Source organism: Lelliottia wanjuensis (assembly GCF_030238365.1).
GTDB lineage: Bacteria > Pseudomonadota > Gammaproteobacteria > Enterobacterales > Enterobacteriaceae > Enterobacter > Enterobacter wanjuensis.
In genome coordinates, this window is record NZ_JASSOT010000068.1 from 29068 (window position 1) to 55664 (window position 26597).

The 26597-nt window shown below is 56.9% G+C and carries 26 protein-coding genes; 10 read left to right on the forward strand and 16 right to left on the reverse strand.

The genetic code is table 11. The features are described 5' to 3' along the window. Positions 1–31: 31 nt before the first annotated feature. The gene (locus QQF33_RS20670) at positions 32–1135 is read left to right on the forward strand and encodes a glycosyltransferase family 4 protein (RefSeq protein ID WP_285151010.1); all 1104 of its coding nucleotides are present in this window, start codon (positions 32–34) and stop codon (positions 1133–1135) included. On the opposite strand, the gene QQF33_RS20675 is transcribed toward QQF33_RS20670, so the two are convergent. From QQF33_RS20675 to rfaD, 5 genes are read right to left on the reverse strand one after another with little or no spacing between them, the layout of a single operon-like run. After that, positions 1114–2223 (reverse strand): glycosyltransferase family 4 protein, encoded by a 1110-nt coding sequence (locus QQF33_RS20675; RefSeq protein WP_285151009.1) that lies wholly within the window; start codon positions 2221–2223, stop codon positions 1114–1116. The genes QQF33_RS20670 and QQF33_RS20675 overlap by 22 nt on opposite strands. After that, entirely contained in the window at positions 2220–3323 is a 1104-nt protein-coding gene (rfaQ, locus tag QQF33_RS20680; protein WP_285151008.1) for a putative lipopolysaccharide heptosyltransferase III, read from the reverse strand. Before rfaQ ends, QQF33_RS20675 begins: the two co-directional genes overlap by 4 nt. Continuing rightward, a complete protein-coding gene (gene rfaC, locus QQF33_RS20685; RefSeq protein ID WP_285151007.1) occupies positions 3316–4302 on the reverse strand; it encodes a lipopolysaccharide heptosyltransferase RfaC in 987 nt (328 codons plus the stop codon). Before rfaC ends, rfaQ begins: the two co-directional genes overlap by 8 nt. A 3-nt stretch (positions 4303–4305) precedes the next feature. Further along, positions 4306–5352 carry an ADP-heptose--LPS heptosyltransferase RfaF gene (rfaF, locus tag QQF33_RS20690; RefSeq protein ID WP_285151006.1) on the reverse strand — a complete coding sequence of 349 codons (1047 nt, stop codon included), beginning with the start codon at positions 5350–5352 and terminating at the stop codon, positions 4306–4308. A gap of 2 nt (positions 5353–5354) precedes the next feature. After that, positions 5355–6287, reverse strand: coding sequence for an ADP-glyceromanno-heptose 6-epimerase (gene rfaD, locus QQF33_RS20695; RefSeq protein ID WP_285146205.1), 933 nt, complete (start codon positions 6285–6287; stop codon positions 5355–5357). A 215-nt stretch (positions 6288–6502) separates the two neighbouring features. Between rfaD and kbl the strand changes: the two genes are divergently transcribed. From kbl to QQF33_RS20710, 3 genes are all read left to right on the forward strand, one after another. Beyond that, positions 6503–7699 carry a glycine C-acetyltransferase gene (gene kbl, locus QQF33_RS20700; RefSeq protein WP_285151004.1) on the forward strand — a complete coding sequence of 399 codons (1197 nt, stop codon included), beginning with the start codon at positions 6503–6505 and terminating at the stop codon, positions 7697–7699. A 9-nt stretch (positions 7700–7708) separates the two neighbouring features. Beyond that, the gene (tdh, locus tag QQF33_RS20705; protein ID WP_285151003.1) at positions 7709–8734 is read left to right on the forward strand and encodes an L-threonine 3-dehydrogenase; all 1026 of its coding nucleotides are present in this window, start codon (positions 7709–7711) and stop codon (positions 8732–8734) included. Between the two features lie 142 nt (positions 8735–8876). Next, on the forward strand, positions 8877–9677 hold the full coding sequence (locus QQF33_RS20710; protein ID WP_285151001.1) for a glycosyltransferase family 2 protein: 801 nt from the start codon (positions 8877–8879) through the stop codon (positions 9675–9677). A gap of 3 nt (positions 9678–9680) precedes the next feature. Here the strand turns inward: QQF33_RS20710 and QQF33_RS20715 are convergent, their stop codons facing one another. Genes QQF33_RS20715 through gpmM form a run of 3 tightly spaced genes read right to left on the reverse strand, consistent with a single transcriptional unit; the run spans position 9681 to position 13466 of the window. Beyond that, a complete protein-coding gene (locus QQF33_RS20715) occupies positions 9681–10625 on the reverse strand; it encodes a divergent polysaccharide deacetylase family protein (protein ID WP_285150993.1) in 945 nt (314 codons plus the stop codon). Between the two features lie 3 nt (positions 10626–10628). Then, positions 10629–11888 (reverse strand): murein hydrolase activator EnvC, encoded by a 1260-nt coding sequence (envC, locus tag QQF33_RS20720; RefSeq protein WP_282492114.1) that lies wholly within the window; start codon positions 11886–11888, stop codon positions 10629–10631. A 33-nt stretch (positions 11889–11921) separates the two neighbouring features. Beyond that, the gene (gene gpmM / locus QQF33_RS20725) at positions 11922–13466 is read right to left on the reverse strand and encodes a 2,3-bisphosphoglycerate-independent phosphoglycerate mutase (protein ID WP_282492033.1); all 1545 of its coding nucleotides are present in this window, start codon (positions 13464–13466) and stop codon (positions 11922–11924) included. A gap of 248 nt (positions 13467–13714) precedes the next feature. Here gpmM and QQF33_RS20730 point away from each other — a divergent pair, with 248 nt between their 5' ends. From QQF33_RS20730 to cysE, 5 genes are all read left to right on the forward strand, one after another. Continuing rightward, positions 13715–14146 (forward strand): rhodanese-like domain-containing protein, encoded by a 432-nt coding sequence (locus QQF33_RS20730; protein ID WP_095280187.1) that lies wholly within the window; start codon positions 13715–13717, stop codon positions 14144–14146. 13 nt (positions 14147–14159) lie between these two features. After that, positions 14160–14408 carry a glutaredoxin 3 gene (gene grxC, locus QQF33_RS20735; protein WP_095280188.1) on the forward strand — a complete coding sequence of 83 codons (249 nt, stop codon included), beginning with the start codon at positions 14160–14162 and terminating at the stop codon, positions 14406–14408. Positions 14409–14441: 33 nt separating this feature from the next. Then, complete coding sequence (gene secB, locus QQF33_RS20740) at positions 14442–14909, forward strand: protein-export chaperone SecB (RefSeq protein ID WP_095280190.1); 468 nt, start codon at positions 14442–14444, stop codon at positions 14907–14909. Further along, positions 14909–15928 (forward strand): NAD(P)H-dependent glycerol-3-phosphate dehydrogenase, encoded by a 1020-nt coding sequence (gene gpsA, locus QQF33_RS20745; RefSeq protein ID WP_100778177.1) that lies wholly within the window; start codon positions 14909–14911, stop codon positions 15926–15928. Before secB ends, gpsA begins: the two co-directional genes overlap by 1 nt. A 79-nt stretch (positions 15929–16007) precedes the next feature. Next, positions 16008–16829 (forward strand): serine O-acetyltransferase, encoded by an 822-nt coding sequence (gene cysE / locus QQF33_RS20750; RefSeq protein ID WP_059180464.1) that lies wholly within the window; start codon positions 16008–16010, stop codon positions 16827–16829. Positions 16830–16887: 58 nt separating this feature from the next. On the opposite strand, the gene trmL is transcribed toward cysE, so the two are convergent. The 8 genes from trmL to QQF33_RS20790 form a co-directional block, all read right to left on the reverse strand. Then, positions 16888–17361: a tRNA (uridine(34)/cytosine(34)/5-carboxymethylaminomethyluridine(34)-2'-O)-methyltransferase TrmL gene (gene trmL, locus QQF33_RS20755; RefSeq protein WP_282492032.1), complete on the reverse strand. Its 474-nt coding sequence runs from the start codon at positions 17359–17361 to the stop codon at positions 16888–16890. 124 nt (positions 17362–17485) lie between these two features. Next, complete coding sequence (gene lldD, locus QQF33_RS20760; RefSeq protein ID WP_285150992.1) at positions 17486–18673, reverse strand: FMN-dependent L-lactate dehydrogenase LldD; 1188 nt, start codon at positions 18671–18673, stop codon at positions 17486–17488. After that, complete coding sequence (gene lldR / locus QQF33_RS20765; protein ID WP_282492030.1) at positions 18670–19443, reverse strand: transcriptional regulator LldR; 774 nt, start codon at positions 19441–19443, stop codon at positions 18670–18672. Before lldR ends, lldD begins: the two co-directional genes overlap by 4 nt. Continuing rightward, positions 19440–21095 carry an L-lactate permease gene (gene lldP / locus QQF33_RS20770; RefSeq protein WP_285158502.1) on the reverse strand — a complete coding sequence of 552 codons (1656 nt, stop codon included), beginning with the start codon at positions 21093–21095 and terminating at the stop codon, positions 19440–19442. Before lldP ends, lldR begins: the two co-directional genes overlap by 4 nt. 271 nt (positions 21096–21366) lie before the next feature. Then, the gene (locus QQF33_RS20775; protein ID WP_282492028.1) at positions 21367–21729 is read right to left on the reverse strand and encodes a YibL family ribosome-associated protein; all 363 of its coding nucleotides are present in this window, start codon (positions 21727–21729) and stop codon (positions 21367–21369) included. Between the two features lie 57 nt (positions 21730–21786). Then, positions 21787–22377, reverse strand: coding sequence for a mannitol operon repressor MtlR (gene mtlR, locus QQF33_RS20780; protein WP_285150991.1), 591 nt, complete (start codon positions 22375–22377; stop codon positions 21787–21789). Then, complete coding sequence (gene mtlD, locus QQF33_RS20785) at positions 22374–23522, reverse strand: mannitol-1-phosphate 5-dehydrogenase (protein WP_455583665.1); 1149 nt, start codon at positions 23520–23522, stop codon at positions 22374–22376. Before mtlD ends, mtlR begins: the two co-directional genes overlap by 4 nt. A 146-nt stretch (positions 23523–23668) precedes the next feature. Next, positions 23669–25579, reverse strand: coding sequence for a PTS mannitol transporter subunit IICBA (locus QQF33_RS20790; RefSeq protein WP_285158503.1), 1911 nt, complete (start codon positions 25577–25579; stop codon positions 23669–23671). 659 nt (positions 25580–26238) lie between these two features. Between QQF33_RS20790 and QQF33_RS20795 the strand changes: the two genes are divergently transcribed. Then, complete coding sequence (locus tag QQF33_RS20795; protein WP_282492024.1) at positions 26239–26595, forward strand: DUF3302 domain-containing protein; 357 nt, start codon at positions 26239–26241, stop codon at positions 26593–26595. Positions 26596–26597 lie beyond the last annotated feature (2 nt).

A 26597-nucleotide genomic window follows, 5' to 3' on the forward strand; every position in this document is an offset into this window, starting at 1 on the left:
AGTTCGATTTCGGCCCATTAACAGGAAATGTATGCATATTGTTCACACTGAAGCAGACGGTGGCAAAGGCGGGCAACCTCTTCGCATTATCAACGAATCGCTAGGCCTTATTGATCGCGGCCATCAGGTGACAATTTTGTGTCCGGAAACCGCACCGCTGCATGCTCTTGCCCGTGAAGCCGGGCTGACGGTGGTGACAATGCCGCTGAGGCGAAAAAACCTCAAAAATCTGCTGTTGCTGCGTAGCTGGATAAAAACCAATCGTCGCTCTATTGATGTCATCAATAGTCACAATTCTGCCGATACCTGGCTGGTGGCACTCGCCAATCTGACGCTATCGAGTCCTGTCCCACTGGTGCGTACCCGTCATGCATCCGGCGTACCGCGCAACAACTGGACTACCCGCTGGCTGTTTCGCAAAGCCTGTGCCCACATTGTGACCACGGGTGAAGCGCTTCGCCATCAGGTGGCGGATATTGGCGTGCCGATGGCGCAGAGCACCTCGGTGCCAAGCGGTGTGGACACTCAGCGTTTTCATCCTGCCGATAAGCAACAGGCTCGCGAGCACTGCGGTTTGTCACAGGATGATTTCTGGCTCGGGGTGGTCTCGCATCTGCGTCCTAACAAAGGCCACAGCGTATTGTTGCGCGCCCTGGCGAAGATCGATAACCCGCATATCAAGCTGGCGATCGTCGGTGAGGGGCCACACAAGGCGACGCTTGAACAGGAAATTACAGGTCTGGGGTTACAGCAGCGCGTGCTAATGGCCGGGCATCGCAGCGATCCGGAGCGCTGGTTCCCGGCGTTTGATATTGCCCTCAGCCCTTCGCACGATATGGAAGGCGTGCCGCAGGGCGTATTGCAGTCCCTGGCCTCACGTATTGCGACTATCGCCACGGATGCAGGCGGTACGGCGGATGCGGTAATTGACGGTCAGACAGGATTATTGGTTGCTCAGCGCGATGAATCCGCCCTTCAGGATGCGATAGTAAAACTGTATGACGACGCGGATCTGCGCGAGACGCTGGCGCAGCAGGGATATGACTACCTGTGCGCCCATTTTACACGCGAATGCATGCTGGATGCGATGGAAAAGGTCTTCTCCGATGCCGCTCAGCGTAAGAGATCGCGATAGAGCGCCTGTAGCTCTTTCGCCATTCTCTCCAGGGTGTAAGGCTCAGCAGTGGCGCGCGCCGCTGCTGAATAGTCCCGCCCCAGTTTCCGGCCTTTAAGCCATTCGCCGACCACCTGTTGATAGCCGTTGCTGTCCAGCGCATCACGTACCCAACCGTTAGTACCCTCTTCGATCCATTCCGCCGCACCGCAGCCATGGCTGGTCATGAGCGGCAGGCCGCAGGCCAGCGCTTCGACGCAGACATTCGGGAACGGATCGTAAAGAGTCGGCAGAATCAATGCATCCGCGGTGCCGTATACCTGACGCACATCAGCGACTGGACCCAGAAAATGAACGCGTGAAGCCACGCCGAGTGTCTGAGCCAGTTTTTCGAATTTGCGTGCGTGCTTGTCGCGCCCGGCGATCACCAGCCAGACGTCAGGATGCGGCACAATTGCGCGCAGGGCAGTGGCAACGCCCTTGCGGCTGAAACCGGAACCGACATACGCCAGCACCGGCGCACTGTGCGGAATGCCCCACGCATCGCGCTGGGACTGCGCGCGCACGTCAGGCGAGAAATGTTGGGTATCGACGCCGTTATAAATCACCGTCAATTTGTCGTCCGTCAGGGCAAACCGACGGGCGATATCGTCGCGAACCATCTTCGAATTACAGATCACTTTCCGCAGCTGCGGATGAGTAAACATCTGCGCTTCGGCCTGCAAAATATAGCGATGATAGCGGCTCAGTGACTGCGCCCAGCGCGCCAGCGGCGACAAAATCCGGCTGTATTGCTCAAGCCAGGTGGCGTGAACGCCATCGCCTGCGCGGAAAATCGTCGCGCCCGGAATTCGCTCATGGCTCTGCACGATATCGAACTGCGCAAACTGCTCGGCGGCAGCCCCGGCAAAGCCGGATTCGCGGCTCAGGCGGTTACGAAATGGCGGATTCACCGTCAGCGTGTTCCAGCCCGCGGCATCTTCCCACTGGCGGGCAATCAGCGTCACGTTCAGCGCCGTATCCTGCGCCAGGACGTTCAGCGCGCGGGAGACAAAACGCTCCGCGCCGCCATTGGGATTATAGGTTTGTCGGACGATCGCCAGCTTCATGCCGGGTATTCCAGCAGCAGCGTATCAATGGCGCTCAGGACCTGCTGAGGCGTAATCGCCGTGATGCAGTCCGACACGCCGCCATCGCCGCAGCCCGCTTTGCCGCACGGCTGACAGGTGAATCCGGCGGTGATAACACGATAGTTTACGCCCCACGGCGCCCATTTGATGGCACCCGTCGGGCCGAAGATGGCCACGGTCGGTGTGCCGACGGCGCTGGCGAGGTGCATTGGCATGGAATCGACGCCGAAGTAGATCCTGGCGTGTTTCATCAGCGCGCCCAGCTCTTTCAGATTGAGCTGCCCGCTTAAATCAAACACGGGTTGTCTGAGAGATGCACGCAGTTCATCCATGTACGCCGTCTCTTCTTTCGAAGGGGCGGCGGAGAGGATAATCGGTAGCCCGCGCGAGGCGAGGTTGTCGATGGTCGCCGCGAGCTTTTTAATATCCCAGGCTTTGAACATCCAGCGTGATGTCGGGTGCACCAGAATGTAGGATTTGCTGGCAAGCCCGAAACCGGCCAGTTTTTCGGCAATTGAGGCTTCCGCCGTATCGCCCGGTACAAACAACGTATGCTTATCTTCTTCGTGTTGCGGGTGAATCCCGATCCGACGCAGGGCGTCGAGGTTCACTTCCACCATATGACGGCTGTTATCCTGAATCGCCGGATATAGAGTCGTGAAGGACTTCACCCAGCGACGACGTGCCAGCCCGCTGCGCTTATCCGGCTTAAAGCCCACGGAGACGCGCGGTTTCAGACGACGAGCCAGACGCGCGCCGTGCCAGTGTTCGGTCAAATTAATCAGCACGTCGTAATGACGCGCTTTCAGCGTATTGACCAGCGCGCGATACAGGCGGAGTTGTGCAAACCACCCTTGCTTGCGCCAGTTTCGGCCAATGGTATGCACCTGATCGATATGCGGATGGCTGGTGAGCATCGCCTGGGTATCGTCATACACCAGCGCATCGACTTCCACATCCGGCCAGTTTTTTTTCAATACGGTAAAGACCGGTGAGGTCAGCAGGACGTCACCGTGGTGACGCAGCTTGATGATCAGCACGCGTTTTGGCGGACGCTCCGCTGAGAAAAAATCAGACATAGGCTCTCTCTGCTGCCAGCAAAGGCTCTAAATGCGCAAAAACCGCAGCGGCGCTGAGATCGCTCAGCTGCGATGAATGGTCCGGGCGGCAGATAATTTGATTTTTTCCGTAGCCGCCGATAAGGCCCGGATCGGTTGGGCCGTAAAGCGTAATATTAGGTCGATCGAGGGCTGCCGTCAGGTGGCTTAGCCCCGTATCCACGGAGACGACCGCGGTCGCCCCCGCCAGCTGTTGGGCGACGCCATCGAGTTTCATGCGCGGCAGAACCTCGACGTAATCAAATCCTTCCGCCAGACGTTTGGCCCGCGCCTCTTCGTGGGGGGCACCCCAGGGGAGTTTAATCCGCACGCCTGCGTTGCCGAGCAGGCCGATCAGCTCCCGCCAGTGAGATTCTGGCCAGTGCTTGTCGTCGCGCGTCGTGGCATGGAGGAAGATCAGATAGAGCTGAGCGTCATGCGGCGATCCCGTTAAGAAATGCTGCGAGATCGCGTAATCGCCCTGAGTGTCAGGTTTCCCATAACCCAAACTTTTCGCAAACAGCTCACGTGTGCGCTCAACGGCGTGCTGCTGTTTAGCAATGGCATGGCGCCGGTTATAGAACAGGCTCGCCAGCGGTTCGCGGGCGCTGTGCCAGTCCATACCGTGCTTGACGCCGTGCGCCAGACGCGTGACCAGTGCGGCGCTTTTGACCAGCCCCTGGGCGTCGATTATCGCATCGTAGCGCTGAGCCTGAACCGCCTCGCGAAAGGCTTTGCGCTCGGCTTTGATTGGCGCGGAAAACCAGGCTTTGCGCCAGCGGCGAATCGCCACCGGGATCACGCGGTCTACCGCTTCATGCCAGGTGGGGATTTGCGCGAAGCCCTCTTCCACCACCCAGTCAAAACGAATGCCGGGGATGGCGCGCATCGCATCCGTCAGGGACGGCAGCGTATGCAGGACATCGCCCATCGAAGAGGTTTTTACGATCAAGACCCGCATTCGTTATCCTTCATCGTTCAACAGCAGATCGTTGAGTTCATCGAGGACACGCTGCGGCGTAATGTCGATTAGACTCTGATGATAGCCTTCTGCCGCATCGCCTTTGCGGACTTTGTGATACCCGGTGATCAAACGAATCACGCGCGCTTTATGGGACAGCGGCGGCGTGAAGTCCGGGCTGCTTGGTCCATAGAGTGCGACCAGCGGACGGTTCAGCGCAGCGGCGACGTGCATCAGGCCGGAATCGTTAGTGACGACCGCTTTACAGGCTGCCAGCAGGATCACCGCCTGCTCCAGCTGGGTTTCACCCGCCAGATTGCGGCACCAGGCCTGCTGTTCGTTGCTCAGCGCGGCGAGGATTTCATTGCCCGCTTCGTGATCTTTCGCTGAACCGAAGAGTACAACCTGATAGCCTTCGTCGATCAGTTGCTTTGCCAGCTCGGCGTAGTGATAGTGCGGCCAGCGCTTTGCCGGACCGAACTCTGCGCCAGGGCAGAAGCCGATCATCGGGCGCTCAGCCGACAGGCCAAACGCGTTACAGGTCTGCGATTTTTCGCCGTCATGCACCTGCAGCTGCGGCCACAGCAGCGGCTGCGGCAGGTCTTTCGCCGAGAGCATTACGCCTTTGTCGTACGCCAGGGCCACGTAACGCTCGACCATTAACGGCCAGGCGGCTTTATCCAGCACGCGCGCATCGTTGAGCAGACCGTAGCGCATCTCGCCACGCCAGCCGGTACGGTGCGGCACGCCAGCGAAGAACGGCACTAAGGCAGATTTAAAGGAGTTCGGCAGGACATACGCGCGATCGTAGCGTTTCTCGCGCAGACTGTGCCCGAGCTTGCGGCGTTCGCCAATTTCCAGCGCCCCGTGGCCAAGCGGCATCGGGATCGCTTCGTTGACTTCCGGCATACGCGACAACAGCGGACGGCACCACGCGGGTGCCATCACGTCGATTATCGCCTGGGGATAGCGCGCCTTGAGCGTGCGATAGAGACTTTGCGACATCATCATGTCGCCCACCCAGGACGGGCCGATCACCAAAATCCTCATAATTACGCGTCGCGGTTCAGCCAGGCCATATATTCCGTCACGCCTTCGGCAACGGTCTTGAACGGCTTGTCGTAGCCCGCAGCACGCAGGTTAGTCAGATCCGCCTGGGTGAACGCCTGGTAGCGACCTTTCAGTTTTTCCGGGAACGGAATGTACTCAAGGCTGCCTTTTTGATGGTAAGCCAGCGCCGCATCGGCCACAGCCTGGAAGGATTCCGCGCGACCGGTGCCGAGGTTGAAGATGCCGGAGACACCGTTTTCCCAGAACCACAGATTCACAGCCGCCACGTCGCCCACGTAGACGAAATCGCGTTTGAAGCCATCGCTGCCTTCGAACAGTTTCGGGCTTTCGCCGTTGTTCAGCTGGGTATTCAGGTGGAATGCCACGCTCGCCATGCTGCCTTTGTGGCCTTCGCGCGGTCCGTAGACGTTGAAGTAGCGGAAGCCGACGATCTGGGAATTCGCTTCTGGCAGAATCTGACGCACATATTCGTCGAACAGGAATTTGGAGTAACCGTAGACGTTCAGCGGCTGCTCGTATTCGCGCGATTCAATAAAGTCAGAGGTACGGCCGCCGTAGGTTGCGGCAGAAGAGGCGTACAGGAACGGAATGTCACGCTCCAGGCAGTAGTGCAGAACCTCTTTAGAGTACTGATAGTTGTTATCCATCATGTACTTGCCGTCCCACTCGGTGGTGGAAGAGCAGGCGCCTTCGTGGAAGATGGCTTCGATCTCGCCGAACTCTTCGCCTGCCATAATCTGGATAAGGAAGTCTTCTTTATCCATGTAGTCAGCAATGTTCAGATCGACCAGGTTCACAAACTTGGTGCCGTCTTTCAGGTTGTCGACAACCAGAATGTCGGTGATGCCTTTGTCATTCAGGGCCTTGATAATATTGCTGCCGATAAAGCCCGCGCCGCCGGTAACGATGATCATAACAGTAACCTTTGTAGTGTGGCGTCCGGGGACGATCCCGAACACGAATACTCATATCATATCATTAGTATGGCGACCCTTCAGCCATTCACCGATATGCAGCAGGGGTACACGTGATTTATGCTGCAAAAACGATAACTGATGATGCGTCATCTCGTATCGACGTATAGGTTTGGGTAATATGTGCCGAAATTTGCCGAGTCTGGAGAATTGCAATGCGTGGTGATTTTTACAAACAGTTAAACAACGACCTGGAGACCGCACGCGCGGAAGGGTTGTTCAAAGAAGAACGTATTATCACATCTGCGCAGCAGGCGGACATCACCGTCGCTGATGGCAGCAAAGTGATCAACTTTTGCGCGAACAACTACTTAGGTCTTGCGAATCACCCTGAGCTGATTGCCGCTGCCAAAAACGGCATGGACACCCACGGTTTTGGTATGGCCTCCGTGCGTTTCATCTGCGGCACCCAGGACAGCCACAAACAGCTTGAGAGCAAGCTGGCGGCGTTCCTCGGGATGGAAGATGCGATTCTCTACTCTTCCTGCTTCGACGCCAACGGCGGCCTGTTCGAGACTCTGCTGGGCGCGGAAGATGCGATTATCTCTGATGCCCTGAACCATGCCTCGATCATCGACGGCGTGCGTCTGTGTAAAGCGAAGCGTTTCCGCTACGCCAACAACGATATGCAGGAGCTGGAAGCGCGTCTGAAAGAGGCGCGCGAAGCGGGCGCTCGTCACGTACTGATCGCCACCGACGGCGTGTTCTCCATGGACGGCGTGATCGCCAACCTGAAAGGCGTGTGCGACCTGGCTGACAAATACGATGCGCTGGTGATGGTCGATGACTCACACGCCGTCGGTTTTGTCGGTGAGAACGGTCGCGGTTCCCACGAATATTGCGACGTAATGGGCCGCGTGGACATCATCACCGGTACGCTTGGCAAAGCGCTCGGCGGCGCATCCGGTGGCTATACCGCGGCGCGCAAGGAAGTGGTTGAGTGGCTGCGTCAGCGCTCCCGTCCGTATCTGTTCTCTAACTCTCTGGCCCCGGCGATTGTCTCTGCCTCCATCAAAGTGCTGGAGATGGTGGAGTCGGGCGCTGAGCTGCGCGATCGCCTGTGGACCAACGCCCGTCTGTTCCGTGAAAAAATGACCGCAGCAGGCTTTACGCTAGCCGGGGCCGATCACGCGATTATCCCGGTAATGCTGGGCGACGCGGTGGTGGCGCAAAACTTTGCCCGCGAGCTGCAAAAAGAGGGGATTTACGTCACCGGGTTCTTCTTCCCGGTGGTGCCAAAAGGTCAGGCGCGTATTCGCACCCAGATGTCTGCGGCGCATTCGCCTGAACAAATTGAGCGTGCGGTGGCAGCCTTTACCCGCATCGGCAAACAACTGGGCGTGATTGCCTGAGGACGTGTGATGAAAGCGTTATCCAAACTGAAAGCGGAAGAAGGGATTTGGATGACCGACGTGCCGGAGCCGGAAGTCGGTCATAACGATCTGCTGATCAAAATTCGTAAAACCGCGATTTGCGGCACGGACGTTCACATCTACAACTGGGATCAGTGGTCGCAAAAAACCATTCCGGTTCCGATGGTTGTCGGCCATGAATACGTCGGCGAAGTGGTCGGTATCGGCCAGGAAGTGAAGGGCTTTAAGATCGGCGATCGTGTCTCCGGTGAAGGGCATATCACCTGCGGTCACTGCCGTAACTGTCGCGGCGGTCGCACGCATCTGTGTCGCAACACCGTGGGCGTGGGCGTGAACCGCCCGGGCTGTTTCGCCGAGTATCTGGTGATCCCGGCGTTCAACGCCTTCAAAATCCCGGACAATATCTCTGACGATCTGGCGTCTATCTTCGACCCGTTCGGTAACGCGGTTCACACGGCGCTGTCGTTCGACCTGGTCGGCGAAGACGTGCTGGTCTCCGGCGCGGGTCCAATCGGCATCATGGCTGCGGCGGTGGCAAAACACGTGGGGGCGCGCAACGTCGTGATCACCGACGTGAACGAATACCGTCTGTCTCTGGCGCGTAAAATGGGCGTGACCCGCGCGGTGGATGTCTCGAAAGAGAACCTGAGCGACGTGATGAACGAACTCGGTATGACCGAAGGTTTTGACGTGGGCCTGGAAATGTCCGGCGCGCCGCCAGCGTTCCGTACCATGCTCGACACCATGAACCACGGTGGCCGCATCGCCATGCTGGGTATTCCGCCGTCAGATATGTCCATCGACTGGAACAAAGTCATCTTTAAAGGCTTGTTCATCAAAGGCATTTATGGCCGTGAGATGTTTGAAACCTGGTACAAAATGGCAGCGCTGATCCAGTCCGGTCTGGACCTGTCGCCGATCATTACCCACCATTTCGGCATTGATGATTTCCAGAAAGGCTTCGACGCGATGCGCTCGGGCCAGTCAGGGAAAGTGATCCTGAGCTGGGATTAACAGTTGAAGCGCCTGCGGGCGCTTTTTTTTCGTTTCTTTCACACTTCTGGCATCCGCAATCGGATTATTTCGATTTTTACTTCGCTTTTTTACCCACACGCTTATAAAGTCTGTTTAAGTTTCGTTTACTTTTACAGCGCCTATGTTCAAGCTTACCGTTTGTTTATTGACCTGTAACTCCGCACGTCTGCTGCGTGAAGTGCTTCCGCCGCTTCTCGCGGTGGCGGATGAATTCGTCGTGGTGGATTCAGGAAGCACGGATGCCACACTCAATATCTGCCGGGAATACGGCCTCTCTCCTCACTATCACCCGTATGCGATGCATGGTGCGCAGATGAATCATGCAATTGATCTGGCGAGCAACGACTGGGTGCTGTGCATGGACAGCGATGAGATCCTCGACGCTGAAACAGTCGATTTTATTCTGGCGCTCAAAGCGAGCGAAGAGCCTGCGGCAAACCAGGCCTGGCGTATTGCGCGCTACTGGCATGTGCTGGGTGAAGAAGTCCGGACCCTCTATCCCATTTCATCCCCGGATTTCCCGGTGCGTCTGTTTAATCGCACTCACGCCCGGTTTAATCACCGCCCGGTGGATGACAAAGTGGAGGGCGCGCTTCAGGCGATCAAAATGCCAGGGCGTGTTCGCCACGACACCTTCTACAATCTTCATGAAGTCTTTAATAAGCTGAACAGCTACACGTCGCGGCTGGTGAAACACCAGAACGTGCGTCCTTCGATTGGGCGCGGAATCATCAGCGGTATCGGCGCGTTCTTCAAATGGTATCTTTTCAGCGGTGCCTGGCGACAGGGGAAAGTGGGGGTGGTGACGGGTCTGTATGCCACGTCCTATAGCTTCCTGAAGTATTTCAAAGCCTGGTATCAGCATCAGGATAAAAAAGAGTCCGCGGCAAATAAAACAGCGGACTCTCATCTTACTGAATAAGCCTTACGCTTTCTTACCCCAACCCTGCCACTGGTGCTGGAGGTAAGTCACCAGCGAGCTTTGGCTCACACTCTCACCTATCACTGTGAAGAATCGGGTTGCGTAGACCGGTTCTGGCGGCTGTTTCGGTTTGCAAACCTGCACGCCGCGGAACGGATTTTTCGGCTCCGTGCGGGGGTTGCTGCCTGGCGGCGTGGAGTTGTCTGGTCGTGAGGTGTCCACCTGCGGCTCGTTCAGGAGATCGCTCGGGCGCACCAGCGTGATGTCCGAAGGCAGTGTCGGCAGCATCTGCTGCAATACGCGGACCGTTGACGGATGCGGGTGCCCAATGGCGATCGCCGAACCGGTACGCTGAGCAAGTTTTACAGCGCGGTTAAACTGGAAACGGATATCGGCTTCATTCTGCGTGTCATCGAGGAACACTTTGCGCTTAATCACCTTCACGCCAGTGCCCTGCGCGGCGCGCATCGACTGGCTGTTGCCGATGGTCATACTGTCGAGGAAGTAGAGATTGTAGCGCTCCAGCGCCTGCATCACTTTCTGCATCCCGAACAGGCTGGAGGTCATCGCGCTGCCCATGTGGTTGTTCAGCCCGACCGCAAACGGCACTTTGCCATAGGCGTCGCGGATGATGCGCTCGATCTCGTCGCTGCTCATATCCGGGCGCAGGGTGTCTTTTTCCAGCGGCTGTTTGCTCAGGGGAGCCATCGGCAGGTGGATGAGGACTTCATGCCCGCTGTTGTGGGCTTTGGTCGCCATTTCACGCGCGTGCGGGGCATTAGGTAAGACGGCGACGGAGATGGCCGACGGCATCGCCAGCACCTGATTTTCGTTGTGCGGACGATAGCCAAAGTCATCAATGACGATCGCTAATTTGCCTGCGTAAACCGGTGAAGCCAGCGCCAGTGCACTGACGACGGAGAGAACAAGACGACGAAATTGAAGCAAAACTTATCTTCCCAACCACGGCTGTGGATTGACCGCCTGACCCTGGCGACGAATTTCGAAATAGAGTGACGGGCGGCCCTGACCGCCACTACTGCCCACAAGGGCGATAGGTTGTCCTGCGCGGACCTGTGTACCGACGCTGACCAGCGCACTTTGGTTGTAGCCGTAAAGACTCATGTCGCCTTTCCCGTGCTCAACCACCACCACCAGTCCGTAACCCTGCAGCCAGTCGGCGAGGATCACGCGGCCATCGGCGATCGCTTTAACTTCGCTGCCTTCCGACGCGCCGATCACGATACCCTTCCAACGTAGCTCACCCTGCAGCTGTTCGCCATAGCGATGCAAGATTGAGCCGCGAACCGGCCAGAAGGCTTGTCCGCGTGGCGCACCCAGACCGCCGGTACGTGAGATGAGCGAGCGCTCGCTTTCTGTCGGTTTATAGGTTGAGCCTTTACGGGACGCTTCCTGTTGGCGGTCTTTCACGGCCTGCGCGTCGCGCGCCTCTTTTTCGGCGCGCGCTTTGGCGGCCGCTTCGGCGCGGGCAATAGAGTTGCGTAGTTTGGATTCGTTGGCGCGCATTTCGCCCAGCTGCGTCTGGCCTTCCTGAATGGAAGATTCCAGGCCGGAGAGGGTTTTCTTACGTTCGTTCCGCGCCTGTTCCAGCTTCGCCTGCTGGGCCTGCTGATCGTAAAGCAGAGTTTGCTGCTGGCTCTGCTTCTCTTCCAGCTCGGCTTTCTGCGAAGTGACCTCTTCCCGCGTCTGTTTGAGCTGCGCGATGGTCTCCTGGCGAGCCTGGTTCAGATAGCCAAAATAGGCCTGCAGGCGCTGTCCGCGCTGGCTCTCTTCCCCGCTGAGGATCAGCTGGATGCCCGTATGCTCACCCTGACGAAACGCAGCGTCGAGCTGTGCCGCTAGATTGCGTTCCTGGCTGGCTCGCTGGAGCTCCAGTTTGGCAATCGACGCGTTCATTTCATCGATTTGCTTATTCAGCACGGCGAGGGTGTTCTGGGTTTCGCGCAGTTTGCGCGCGGCGGCGGAGATCGCCTCTTCCTGCTGCTTTAACTGCGCGAGCAGAGAGGAGCGTTGTTGTTGCTGCTGGCGTACCGCGCGCTCTTTGGCGGCGATATCGGCCTGAATCGATTTGAGCTGATCGCGATCGTCAGCGTGGGCGGATGCGGCGCACAGCAATACGCCAGCGCTGAGTGCGCTGGCGTAAAGCAGGGGCCTGACTGATAACCGTAACGGTTTCACGACCCATGTGATTGAAAAAATCGCCTTTCCCCTCATGGGGAGGGATTATTCCACGATGAACAGCGGCTTGCCAGTCATCTCTTGCGGGATTTCCATGCCCATCAGCGTCAACATGGTCGGCGCGATGTCGGAAAGCTTGCCGCCTTCCACTGCTTTCAGAGATTTCTCACCCACGTAGATCAGCGGAACCGGCAGGTTGGTATGCGCCGTATGTGCTTGGCCGGTAGACGGATCGCGCATCTGTTCTGCGTTGCCGTGGTCAGCCGTAATCAGCAGCTGGCCGCCGACTTCTTCTACCGCTTTGGTCACTTCATCAACGCAGTGATCCAGGGCTTCAACCGCTTTCACCGCCGCTTCCATCACGCCCGTATGACCGACCATGTCGCCGTTCGGGTAGTTACAGATGATGGTGTCGTACTTGCCGCTCTTGATCGCCGCGACCAGTTTTTCAGTCAGCTCAGCGGAGCTCATTTCCGGCTGCAGATCGTAGGTCGCCACTTTCGGGGAGTTGATCAGAATGCGATCTTCGCCTTTGAACGGCTCTTCTACGCCACCGTTGAAGAAGAAAGTCACGTGCGCATATTTCTCGGTTTCGGAGATACGCAGCTGAGTTTTATCGTTCTTCGCCATCCACTCGCCGAAGGTGTTGGCGAGCGATGCTGGTGGATACGCGCAAGGCACTTTGATGTCTGCGGCGTATTCGGTCAGCATGATGAAGTCGAGGTTCACAACTTTCTTGCGAGCAAAACCGTCGAAATCGCTGTTCACGAAAGCGCGGGTAATTTCACGAGCACGGTCAGCGCGGAAGTTCATGAAGATCAGCGCATCGCCATCTTCCATCGCGGCGTCGGCCTGGCCTTCAGCGCGGATCACGGTCGCTTTCACGAATTCGTCGTTTTCGTCGCGCGCGTAAGCGGCTTCCAGACCTTCAACCGCGGTATCAAACTGGAATTCGCCTTTCGCCTGAGTCATCAGGTCGTAAGCTTGTTCAACGCGATCCCAACGGTTGTCGCGGTCCATGGCGAAGTAGCGGCCAATGATGGACGCCACGCGGCCTTTGCCCAGTTCAGCAAATTTATCTTCGAAAGTTTGCAGGGACGATTTCGCGCTGCGCGGCGGGGTGTCGCGACCGTCGAGGAAAGCGTGCAGATAGATTTTTTCTGCGCCGCGCTCGGCTGCCATCTCAACCATCGCCAGGATGTGATCTTCGTGGCTGTGAACGCCACCGGCAGAGAGCAGACCCATGATGTGAACGGCTTTACCGGCTTTCACCGCTTTATCCACCGCGCCAGTCAGCGTTGGGTTGGTGAAGAAAGTCCGTTCTTTAATTTCAACGTCCAGACGGGTCAGGTCCTGATAAACGATACGACCCGCGCCCAGGTTGACGTGTCCAACTTCGGAGTTGCCCATCTGACGGTCTGGCAGGCCCACTTCCAGGCCTGAAGCGTCAATCAGGGTATGCGGACGTTTTGCCCACAGCGCATCCATGACCGGGGTTTTAGCGTTGAAAATGGCGTTATCCTGGCTGTCTTCGCGATAGCCATAACCATCCAGAATCACCAGTACCATAGGTTTTTTAGAGACCGACATTGCGACATCCTCATGCTCAAGAGACAAAAAATTTGCCTGATTTTACTACAGCTGAATCGATAAAGTAGCCACAGAAGATCAAAGAAAGCGCTGGCACAGACAGCGGCTATCCTCATTTTGACGCTTTTTTTTCGTGGCATGCCGCAGAAAATGGATTAGCTTATTCTCGCTGGCTGTATTTGCCACAACGCACAGGTATACTCCTGTCCTGGTTTTTTTAATCACTACGTCGGGAGTTGTTACCCCCCATGCAAGAAATTATGCAATTTGTTAGCCGCCACCCAGTACTGAGTATCGCGTGGATTGGTTTACTGGCCGCTGTGCTGTTCACTACGTTTAAAGGTCTTACGTCTAAAGTTAAGGTCATTACGCGTGGCGAAGCAACGCGCCTCATCAACAAAGAAGATGCGGTCGTTGTGGATCTGCGCCAACGTGATGATTTCCGTAAAGGTCACATTGCCGGTTCTATTAACCTGCTGCCGACAGAAATCAAAGCCAACAATCTTGGCGAGCTGGAAAAGCATAAAGACAAACCGATTATCGTCGTCGACGGTACCGGGATGCAGGCTCAGGACCCAGCAAGCGCACTCACCAAAGCCGGCTTCGATAAAGTCTTCGTGCTGAAAGACGGCGTCTCTGGCTGGAGCGGTGAAAACCTGCCTTTAGTTCGCGGTAAATAAGAGGAACGACGTGATGGCCAATATTGAAATCTACACCAAAGCGACCTGCCCGTTTTGCCATCGTGCAAAAGCGCTGCTGAACAGCAAAGGGGTAACTTTCCAGGAACTGCCCATTGATGGTGATGCGGCAAAACGTGAAGAGATGATCAAACGTAGTGGCCGCACGACGGTTCCGCAGATTTTTATTGATGCGCAGCACATTGGCGGCTGTGATGACTTGTATGCGCTGGATGCAAGCGGCGGGCTCGATCCCCTGCTGTGATAGCGTTTTAGGACAATTAAAAAGGGTATTTCCATGTCAGAACAAAACAACAACGAAATGAGTTTCCAGATCCAGCGCATCTACACCAAAGATGTCTCTTTTGAAGCTCCAAATGCGCCGCACGTTTTCCAGAAAGATTGGCAGCCAGAGGTTAAACTTGATCTGGATACCGCATCTACTCAACTGGCAGATGACGTGTATGAAGTTGTGCTGCGTGTGACCGTTACCGCTGCGCTGGGCGAAGAGACTGCATTCCTGTGCGAAGTACAGCAGGGCGGTATCTTCTCCGTGGGCGGTATCGAAGGTAATCAGCTGGCGCATTGCCTGGGTGCATACTGCCCGAACATCCTGTTCCCGTATGCTCGCGAATGCATCACCAGCCTGGTCTCCCGCGGTACATTCCCGCAGCTGAACCTTGCGCCAGTGAACTTCGATGCGCTGTTCATGAACTATCTGCAGCAGCAAGCTGGCGAAGGTACTGACCAACATCAGGATGCCTGATGAGTACAGTTAATGCGTCAATGACTGTGATCGGTGCCGGCTCGTACGGCACCGCTCTTGCCATCACTCTGGCGAGAAATGGTCACGAAGTGGTTCTCTGGGGCCACGATCCCAAACATATCGCGACGTTGCAACACGACCGCTGCAACGTGGCGTTTCTCCCTGACGTGCCTTTCCCTGATTCGCTGCATCTCGAAAGCGATCTCGCGACCGCACTGGCCGCCAGCCGCAACATTCTGGTTGTGGTGCCGAGCCATGTCTTTGGCCAGGTGCTGCATCAAATTAAAGCGCTGATGCGCCCCGATGCGCGCATTGTGTGGGCCACGAAAGGTCTCGAAGCGGAAACCGGGCGTCTCTTGCAGGATGTTGCGCGAGAAATCCTCGGGGATGACATTCCGCTCGCGGTGATCTCCGGGCCGACGTTCGCCAAAGAGCTGGCCGCAGGCCTGCCAACGGCGATCTCCCTGGCCTCTACCGATCAAACCTTCTCTGACGATTTGCAGCACTTACTGCACTGCGGTAAGAGCTTCCGCGTCTACAGCAACCCTGATTTCATCGGCGTGCAGCTGGGCGGCGCGGTGAAAAACGTCATCGCGATTGGTGCCGGGATGTCCGACGGTATCGGCTTTGGCGCGAACGCGCGTACGGCGCTGATCACTCGCGGATTGACCGAAATGTCTCGTCTCGGAACGGCGCTGGGTGCCGATCCGGCCACCTTCATGGGTATGGCCGGTTTAGGCGATCTGGTGCTGACCTGTACCGACAACCAGTCTCGTAACCGCCGTTTCGGCATGATGCTCGGACAGGGCATGGATGTGATCGGTGCGCAGGAGAAGATTGGCCAGGTGGTTGAAGGCTACCGCAATACCAAAGAAGTTCGGGAATTGGCGCACCGTTTTGGTGTCGAAATGCCAATAACCGAGGAAATTTATCAGGTATTGTATTGCGGAAAAAATGCGCGCGAGGCAGCATTAACCCTGTTAGGTCGCTCACGCAAGGACGAGCGCAGCAGTAACTAATCGCAGGGAATCTTAGTCACCTGAATGACCCGGCTGGCGCAGAACTGGCCGGTCATTATGATACCGCCTGGAGTATGCAATGCCGTGTGAAGAACTGGATATCGTCTGGAACAATATTAAAGCCGAAGCCCGGGCTTTGGCCGACTGCGAGCCGATGCTTGCCAGTTTCTACCACGCGACGCTACTCAAGCATGAAAACCTCGGCAGCGCCCTGAGCTATATGCTCGCCAACAAACTGGCTTCCTCCATCATGCCCGCCATTGCCATTCGCGAAGTGGTGGAAGAGGCGTATGCCGCCGATCCTGAAATGATTGCCTCCGCTGCCTGTGATATTCAGGCGGTGCGTACGCGTGACCCGGCAGTCGATAAATATTCCACGCCGCTGCTGTATCTGAAAGGCTTCCACGCCCTTCAGGCCTACCGCATCGGCCACTGGCTGTGGAACGAGGGCCGCCGCGCGCTGGCTATTTTTCTGCAAAACCAGGTTTCCGTGACCTTCCAGGTCGATATCCACCCGGCGGCGAAAATTGGCCGCGGGATCATGCTCGACCACGCCACGGGCATTGTGGTTGGGGAGACGGCGGTCATTGAAGATGACGTCTCTATCCTGCAATCCGTGACCCTCGGCGGTACCGGTAAAACCAGCGGCGATCGCCACCCGAAAATCCGTGAAGGGGTGATGATTGGCGCGGGGGCGAAAATTCTCGGTAATATCGAAGTGGGGCGTGGCGCGAAGATTGGCGCGGGTTCCGTCGTGTTGCAACCCGTTCCGCCGCATACTACCGCCGCTGGCGTACCGGCGCGTATCGTCGGCAAGCCAGAGAGCGATAAACCGGCGATGGATATGGATCAGCATTTCAACGGTATTCACCATACCTTTGAGTATGGTGACGGGATTTAACACCCCGCCCGGTGGCGCAAGCCCAAAGGTCGGGTAAGCGAAGCGCCACCCGACACTATCAGCTCCGCAAAACCGCGCCGGCATACCCCAGCTGGCGCCAGGCCTCATACACCACCACCGACACCGCGTTCGACAGGTTCATGCTCCGGCTGTCCGGCATCATTGGAATACGGATTTTTTGCTCGGCGGGAAGGGCGTCAAGAATGGTGGCAGGCAGGCCGCGCGTTTCCGGGCCAAACATCAGATAATCCCCTTCCTGATAGCTCACCGCGCTGTGCGCTGGCGTGCCTTTGGTCGTCAGGGCAAACATGCGCTGCGGCTTTTCCGCTTCCATAAACGCGGCATAATCATGATGACGCATCACGGCGGTAAATTCGTGATAATCTAGCCCGGCGCGGCGCAGGCGTTTGTCATCCCACGCGAAACCCATTGGCTCGATGATGTGCAGACGAAAACCGGTGTTAGCGCACAGGCGGATGATATTCCCGGTGTTCGGCGGGATTTCTGGTTCGAATAATACGATGTTAAGCATGCAGCCCCCTTAAAATGCGGGGGCAGGATAGCAGATATTTTCCTAACCCTCACCCGGTGCACCGTTTAGTCCCCTCGCCCCTTTGGGGAGAGGGTTAGGGTGAGGGGATCAGACCGCACCCAACCTAAGCCGCGTCCCCTCGCGCCAGCGGAGCCAGCGCCGCAGGTAATTGACTCAGCTCCTGCACCAGCGAATCCTTGCTGATCTCCCCGATAGTTTTCGCCCCGGTCAGGGTCATCGCCACTTTCATCTCTTTCTCAATCAGGTTCAGGAGATTCGCCACGCCCGCCTGGCCGTGGGTTGCGAGGGCATACAGATAAGCACGCCCCAGCAGCACGCTGTCAGCGCCGAGGGCAATCATACGCACCACGTCCAGCCCATTGCGGATGCCGCTGTCGGCCAGAATCGCGATATCACCCTTCACCGCGTCGGCGATGGCTGGCAGCGCACGGGCGGAAGAGAGCACACCGTCCAGCTGGCGGCCGCCGTGGTTCGACACCACAATCCCGTCTGCGCCAAAACGCACCGCGTCGCGCGCATCTTCCGGATCGAGAATCCCTTTGATCACCATCGGGCCGTTCCAGAACTCGCGGATCCACTCCAGATCTTTCCACGAAATCGACGGATCGAAGTTATTCGCCAGCCAGCCGATGTAATCTTCCAGCCCCGTCGGTTTGCCGAGATAGGCCGAAATATTACCCAGATCGTGCGGGCGACCGTTCACGCCGACATCCCACGCCCACTGCGGGTGCGTCACCGCCTGCCAGTAGCGGCGCATGGCCGCGTTCGCGCCGCTCATGCCCGAGTGCGCATCGCGATAGCGCGCGCCTGGCGTGGGCATATCCACCGTAAACACCAGCGTTGAACAGCCCGCCGCTTTGGCGCGCTCCAGCGCGTTACGCATAAAGCCGCGATCGCGCAGGACGTACAGCTGGAACCACATCGGGCGCTTGATGGTCGGGGCCACTTCTTCGATTGGGCAGACGGATACCGTCGAGAGCGTAAACGGAATGCCTTTGGCATCGGCCGCCGCAGCGGCCTGCACTTCACCACGACGGGCGTACATGCCGCACAATCCCACGGGCGCAAGGGCCACGGGCATCGAGAGCGTCTCGTTGAACAGCTTCGTCTCCAGACTCAGGTCGGACATATTCCTTAGCACACGCTGGCGCAACGCCACCTCGGACAAGTCTTCCACGTTGCGCCGCAGGGTGTATTCGGAGTACGCCCCGCCGTCGATGTAGTGGAACAAAAATGGGGGCAGGATGCGCTGCGCCGCGGCGCGATAGTCACTGGCTGCGGAAATAATCATGCTTTGTTCTCCCTGGAAATATCATGATCGCCGGGCAGGCGGGTAATGCGCGCCTGTCGGGCCTGATCTTCATCGAATCGTTTGATGGTGGTATGGACGAAGCCGAGGTGCGCCATCATCGCTTTGCGCGCGGCGTCGGCATCGCCTTTAAGAATGGCGTCGAGCACGGCCTGGTGCTGCTCCGTGAGCTGCGCAAAGACCGGCGGGACGAGATACATGCGCTGGCGGCTCTGTTTGACGGAGGATTGCAGCAGATCGAAGAAACCGCGCATGGTTTGCAGGAGCACCACGTTGTGCGAGGCCTCGGCAATGGCGAGGTGAAAGCGCACGTCCGCCTGCGAGGCGATATCCGGATTATCGCTCTGCGTCGCCTCAAAGCAGGCTTTGAGCTTCTCTTTGTCGGCATCCGTGGCGCGCATCGCCGCGTGCCAGGCGGTACTGGCTTCGATGGCGTGGCGGGCTTCGAGGATATCGAAACTGTAGTCCGGATCGTTCTCCATCAGCGTTTTGAGGGGCTGAACGATGTTTTGCTCGGACCAGTCGTCGTGCTGCCAGCGGACAAAGGTGCCGCCGCCGCGACGGCTCAGCAGCACGCCCTCGCTGACCAGCGTCGCCAGCGCTTCGCGCAGTGAGTTGCGCGACACGCCAAGCTGCGCCGCCAGCTGGCGTTCTGCGGGCAATTTCATGCCCGCTTCCAGCTGTTGTTCTTCAATCAGCGCCCGCACGCGAGAGGCGATCTCGTCGGACAGGCGTCTGGGCATCACTATCATGGAATCATCCAGGTTAAGACATAGGCCTGAAGCGTGGTGATCACGCCCACCATGCAGGTGAAAATCAGGCTGTGTTTGACGGTAAAGCGGAACAGGTCCGACTCTTTCCCCACCAGTCCCACCGCCGCACAGGCAATGGCGATGGACTGCGGGGAGATCATCTTGCCCGTCACGCCGCCGGTGGTGTTTGCCGCGACTAACAACACATCCGAGACGCCAATCTGCTGCGCGGCGGTCGCCTGTAGCGCGGCAAAGAGGGCGTTAGACGAGGTATCAGAACCCGTCAGGAATACCCCCAGCCAGCCGAGGAACGGCGAGAAGAAGGTAAACGCGTGGCCTGTGTGGGCCAGGGCTAACGCCAGCGTCGAGGAGAGGCCGGAGTAGTTCGAGATAAACGCGAAGGCCAGCACCATCCCGATGGAGTAGATCGGCAGGGCCAGCTCTTTCAGCGTGCTGGCAAAAGTCTGGATAGCGGCGGCAGGTTTCATGCGCAGCCACACCACAGAAAGAATCGCCGCAAACAGGATCGCCGTGCCGGTTGCCGAGAACCAGTCGAACTTGTAGACCGCGGCATACGGCGTCGCTTCGTGAACGACCGGCGGCATGCGGGCCACCATTTTGTCGAGGAACGGCACGGAGATATTAATCACCATGTCGTACAGCGCGCCGCCCGGAGCGAACAGCGCTTTGAACGGCGGGACGCTCCAGAGCGTCACGGTGGCGGTCAGGAACAGGAACGGCGACCACGCGCGAACAATCTGGCCGACGCTGTAATTGGTGCGCGCCAGCGTCTGATCGACCTGCACCGCGCCCATATCGCCGAAGCGGAAGACCCGCACCGGCTGCCAGCGCTTGAGGAACAGAGTCAGACAAACCAGCGACACCAGGGAAGAGATGATGTCCGGCAGTTCCGGGCCAATGAAGTTGGAGCTGAGATACTGGGCGATAGCAAAAGAGCCACCCGCGACAACCACCGCAGGCCAGGTCTCTTTCACGCCGCGCCAGCCGTCCATAATCGCCATGATCCAGAACAGCACGATGATGGTCAGGAACGGCAGCTGACGGCCCACCATCTGGCCGATCTCAAAGCTGTCCAGACCGGTCACCTGTCCGGCCACCAGAATCGGAATCCCCATCGCACCGAATGCCACCGGCGCGGTGTTAACGATCAGGCACAGGCCCGCGGCATACAGCGGATTAAAGCCGAGCCCGACCAATAGCGCAGCGGTGATCGCCACCGGCGCACCAAACCCCGCCGCCCCTTCGAGGAACGCCCCGAAGCAGAAACCGACAATCAGCATCTGCAAGCGCTGATCCGGCGTAATAGAGAGAATCGACGAACGAATAATGTCGAACTGCCCGGTTTTCACCGAGATTTTATAGACGAAGACCGCCGCAATGATGATCCAGGCGATTGGCCACAGGCCGTAGAAGAAGCCGTAAACCACCGACGCCAGCGCGTGGTCGACCGGCATTTTGTAGAAGAACAGCGCCACCAGCAGCGCAATCGCCACGGTGTACGTCGCGGCGAGATAACCTTTTAGCTTGAGTTTAATCAGCGCGAAGAAGAAGAACAGGATCGGCAGCGATGCGATCAAGCTCGACAGCCAGATATTCCCGGCCGGATCGTAGTTTTGTTGCCAGAGGCTCATTGCAGGTCTCCTGAGGACCGCACAGCCCGCTTCGCGGTGAGTCTGCGCTCATCTCGGCGTCACAGTCTGTGTAAAAGTGGTCCTGCCAATATTGTGATGTAGGGGTAATGACAACAAATGGTTAATCAAATGTTATGGGCGAGCAATGATTTTGTGAGTGGAATTGATGGAAGTGTGAACCAGGGGAAGGTTGGTCAGGGGATTGGTTGGGCCAATTTTAAGAGGGGGGAGAAAAGTAGGCCGGGTAAGCGCAGCGCCACCCGGCAGCAGATCAGAACGCCGTCTTCGAAAATCCGGTCATTTCTTTCAGGCCCATTTCACGGCCCAGCTCGGTCATCGGGTGTACCACCACCAGACCGCGGACGCTTTTTTTCAGCTTGCCCATGTCGGCCTGTTCTTTTTTGGTGATTGCACGGCGGTGCGGCATGTCCATCAGCTTCTGCGCTTCTTTGCTCAGCTTGTGGCCTTTGACCGCGCGCAGACGGTCGATTTCCGCTTCCAGCGTCGCTTTCTCTTTTTCCAGCTCGGCGTATTTGTCAGCGGACTCAACCAGCGACATATCAGCCTGCTGGTGACGGATCAGATCCAGGCGGTCGCTCAGGCGTTTAATTTCATTCTTTTCGACTTCTTTCATCACATATAGCTCTAAAAACGGGGGAATTAAGGGAAGGATACACCAATGTGCGCAGGCTTACTTCTGAAACGCTTTTTTTAAGCTGATTCGTGAAATCAGCTCAGTCAGGGAAAGGACCATCGTGGAGCGGACAACCTGTTGATAACGAAGCTTTTGCATCGCGTACAGTTCAGGATCGCTGTTGTCAAAATACGGGGCCGGGGGCAGGGCGCTCACGCAGTGCAGCTCGCCAAACGGGCCGAGAATTTCATCGTCGGTAAAGGTGTACTCATTACCGTCGTGATTCAGCTCTTCGCGCAGGGCCATCAGCAGTTCAGCGTCTTCATACTCGTGCCTGCTCAGCACGCCGAGACCATAAATCAGCTTCAGGCGCACCGACAGATCGCCCAGCGGTCCGTCGCCGTCCAGTAACGGTTCTACAGCATATTTTACCGCGTAGTCGTCTTTGCGGAACACCTGAAGTACCAGAATGTTCACCGCCTCGGTGAGTAACTCGACGGCGGCAATCAGGAAACTTCGTACGGTTTTGCCAGCATTCAGACGCTCAAGCACACGGTTTTCAAAGGCCTGGGTTTGTTCCATTATTGCCTGCATATCTGACAATCTGTCGTTCGGGCGCAGGATAACCTGCGCCTGATCCTGAATCATTTGGTTGCGTTATATGCGTTAACCGCCTCCACAACCACGTCACTATTGGCCTCAAGGCCCGAAATCTCGGCCAGCGCGGCCTGTGGGCCTTTGGCGTCAATCAACTGAGCCAGCTCCAGCGCCTGAGGGTCCTGCTCGCTGCGATAGTGCATCGCGCCCGCAATCCCTTTCACCAGGTTGGCGTGCGGCAGCCCGTATTCCAGCGTGCCGAGCAGCGGCTTGATCAGGCGATCGCCCGCGCTCAGTTTACGCAGCGGCTGGCGACCCACGCGCTCAACGTCATCTTTCAGATACGGGTTTTCAAAACGACCGAGGATTTTTTGAATGTATGCCGCATGTTTCTCAGCATCAAAACCGTAGCGTTTGATCAGGACCGCGCCGCTCTCGTCCATGGCACCTTTTACCACCGCGCGGATTTTCTCATCGAGAATCGCATCACGAATGGTCTGATGACCGGCCAATTTTCCGAGGTACGCGGTTATAGCATGCCCGGTGTTCAGCGTGAAGAGTTTGCGTTCGACAAATGCCATCAGGTTATCGGTTAATTCCATACCTGGGATGTTCGGCAGCTGGCCCTTGAACTGGGTTTTGTCGACAATCCACTCGCTGAAGGTTTCAACGGTCACTTCCAGCGGATCGTGGGTCGCGGACTCTGACGGCGGAACGATGCGGTCCACGGCGGAATCGACGAAGCCTACGTGCTCTTCGACCCAGGCTTTATCTTCGTCAGCCACAGCGGCCATCACGTGGCCTTTCAGCTGCGTGGTGCCGCGCACCATGTTTTCACAGGCGATGATGTTCAGCGGGGTGGTGATGCCCTGGGCTTTACGTTTTGCCAGGCCTTTCGCCACGGCTGGGGCGATGCGCTCAAGCACAACCGGACCGACGGCGGTGGTCACCAGGTCTACGCTTGCGATCAGATCAACGACGTCGTCGCTAATGCTGCTGACCGCATTCACGCCGGAGACCGTTTCAACCAGCTCGTTTTCTCCCACGACGTGAACCTGATAGCTATGACGGGCATTCAGGGCGTCGAGCACCACTTGATTCACATCGGCGAATGTCAGCGTAATGCCCGCGTCTGCCAGCAGTTTGCCGATAAAACCACGACCAATATTACCAGCGCCAAAATGTAATGCTTTCATAGTATTAACCTTCATCAATGTTTTGACCCGAGAGGGCTGGGGTGAGGCATTTCCCTCACCCTAACCCTCTCCCAAAGGGAGAGGGGATAGACCGCACCCCATTTTACTCCCTCTCCTGGGGGAGAGGGCAGGGGTGAGGGCGAACGTTACTTGTTCAGCAGTGCCAGGACTTCTTCCACGCTGGTGGTCTGCGCCAGGCGCTCGATGACGGATTCGTCATCCAGGGCGTTGGTCAGGCTGGTAATCACCTGGATGTGCTCGTTGTTGCGAGCGGCGATACCAATCACCAGACGGGCGATGTCGTCTTCTTCTTCACCGAAGCGCACGCCTGCCGGGTACTGACAGAACACCACGCCGGTTTTCAGCACGCGATCTTTCGCTTCAACCGTGCCGTGCGGAACCGCGATGGATTCGCCCAGGTAGGTTGGGGTCAGTTTCTCACGTTCCAGCATTGCATCCACATATTCTGGCTCGACGTAACCGCCTTTCACCAGCTGCTCACCGGCAAAGCGAATCGCTTCTTCTTTGTGGCTCGCAGTACGACCGAGGAAGATGTTCTCAGCGCCCAGACGGAACAGGTGGCTGTCGTTTGGATCAAAGCTGTCTTTCAGGCTATCACGGACTTTCACTTCGTTGTCGGTGTGACGCTGTGCCGCCACCAGACGCTCAGTCAGGCTGGTGTACAGGCCGCTGTCGAGGAAGTTAGTCAGAGAAATATGCTGCGCCTGTGGCACCTGACGCATCGCACGCTCTGTCAGATCGCGGTGCGTGATGACCAGGTCGACATCTGGCGGCAGGCTGTTGATGGCGCTGTTGGTCACGGTGATGTGGGTCAGGCCCGCATCCTGGACTTTCTTACGCAGCACGCCAGCGCCCATGGCGCTTGAACCCATACCGGCATCACAGGCGACGATGATTTTGCGCACGTGGCTCAGGTCGTTAGACACTTCGCCAGCAGACAGCGGAGTTGCCGCGCCTTTGGATTCAGATTTCATATCCTGCATGCGACGGGTCGCTGCTTCGATATCGTCGTCTTCTTTCACTTTGCTGGTTTTCAGCAGGATGGCTGAGACCGCGAAGGAGACCGCCATGGCCGCACAAATTGCCGCGATGTTTGCGAAGTACGCGCCTTTCGGGGTCATCGCCAGAACCGCCAGGATGGAACCTGGAGACGCCGGAGAAACCAGGCCGCCGTTCAGCATAGTCAGTGTGAACACACCGGTCATACCGCCGAGGATAACGGCCAGGATCAGACGTGGGTTCATCAGAACGTATGGGAAGTAAATTTCGTGGATACCACCCAGGAAGTGGATGATAGCCGCGCCGCCTGCAGACTGTTTAGCGCTGCCGCGACCGAAGAACATGTACGCCAGCAGAACACCCATACCCGGACCTGGGTTCGCTTCAATCAGGAAGAAGATGGATTTGCCCAGCTCATGGGACTGCTGAATACCCAGCGGTGAGAAGATACCGTGGTTGATTGCGTTGTTGAGGAACAGGATTTTCGCCGGTTCAACAAAGATAGACGCCAGCGGCAGCATGTCGTGCACGACCATGAAGTTAACGCCAGCGGCCAGCACTTTCGACAGCACTTCAACCGCAGGGCCAATGCCGAGGAACGCCAGAATCGCCAGGATCATACCGATGATGCCAGCGGAGAAGTTGTTCACCAGCATTTCGAAGCCGGATTTGATCTTGCCATCAACCCAGACGTCAAATTTCTTAATTGCCCAGCCGCCTAAAGGACCGGCAATCATCGCGCCGAGGAACATCGGCATATCCGCACCGACGATCACGCCCATGGTGGTAATCGCACCGACCACGCCGCCGCGATCGCCGCCAACCAGACGACCACCGGTATAACCGATGAGCAGTGGCAGCAGATAGGTAATCATTGGGCCAACGAGTTTCGCCAGCGTTTCGTTCGGCAACCACCCTGTCGGAATAAATAACGCAGTGATGATACCCCACGCGATAAACGCGCCGATATTTGGCATCACCATGTTGCTCAGGAAGCGACCAAAGCTTTGCACTTTGATCTTGATATCGGATGACATAAAACACCCCTTCTTCTGTTTACGCTTAGGCTTGCGGCCCGAGGTTTATCGTTAATGTGCGGCGGCAGAGGTAGCCGAGCCCTGTTCTGATGCTGTGAAATCTGGCACTGAATCGTTCAACTGTCCAGACAACGGAATTTTGTGTGATCTCAATCACGTAAATGTAGGGGGTGGGGCTAAAAATGAAGTGATCCGTGTCACAAAAGCGGTGTGTAAAAAAAATACAGAGGGGCGAAATCAGCCGTGATTGACGCTTTTCTGTGACTAAAGTCACATTTTGTGTTGGCGTGTTTGTTGGATGTTTGTGATCATCTTCACAATAAATTTGAAGGCAGAATTCTCCAGGTGTGATCGTCGCCTACATCTGTTTTGTCAATTCAGCCAGGCTGTAACTCAGCAACTCACCCTTTCACGTCATCGTCATCCCTTAGTGTTATGGAGAAAAGGCGTAATGAGGATTAATCTGCTAATGTAAACTTAAGTCGATTCTTAGTCAGGATATATTTTGTCACGCTATTAAACTTGCGCGGAGTTATTTTAAAAATAATACTCCACGGCTCTAAATTATATGTGCAAAAGATTTGCGCAGTATGAAAGTTAATTTGGTTGCTTACCATTTAATATTTTTAAAGAGTTGAAGCTATTTTAGTGAGGCAAATATGTTCCTTAACTATTTCGCGCTGGGCGTATTAGTTTTCGTGTTCCTTGTCATTTTCTACGGGATCATCGCAATTCATGACATCCCCTATTTGATGGCCAAAAAACGTAATCACCCCCATGCCGATGCCATTCATACGGCAGGCTGGGTCAGTCTGTTCACCCTTCATGTCATCTGGCCGTTCCTGTGGATTTGGGCCACGCTGTATCAGCCCGAGCGCGGATGGGGCATGCAGAACCATGGTGCGCAGTCCCCGCAACAACCCGATATCGATGCCCTCTCCAGACGCGTTGCCGAGCTGGAAAACCGGCTGGCCGCGGAGCACGTCCCCGCAGATAAAAATACGCCGGAGAGCTAATC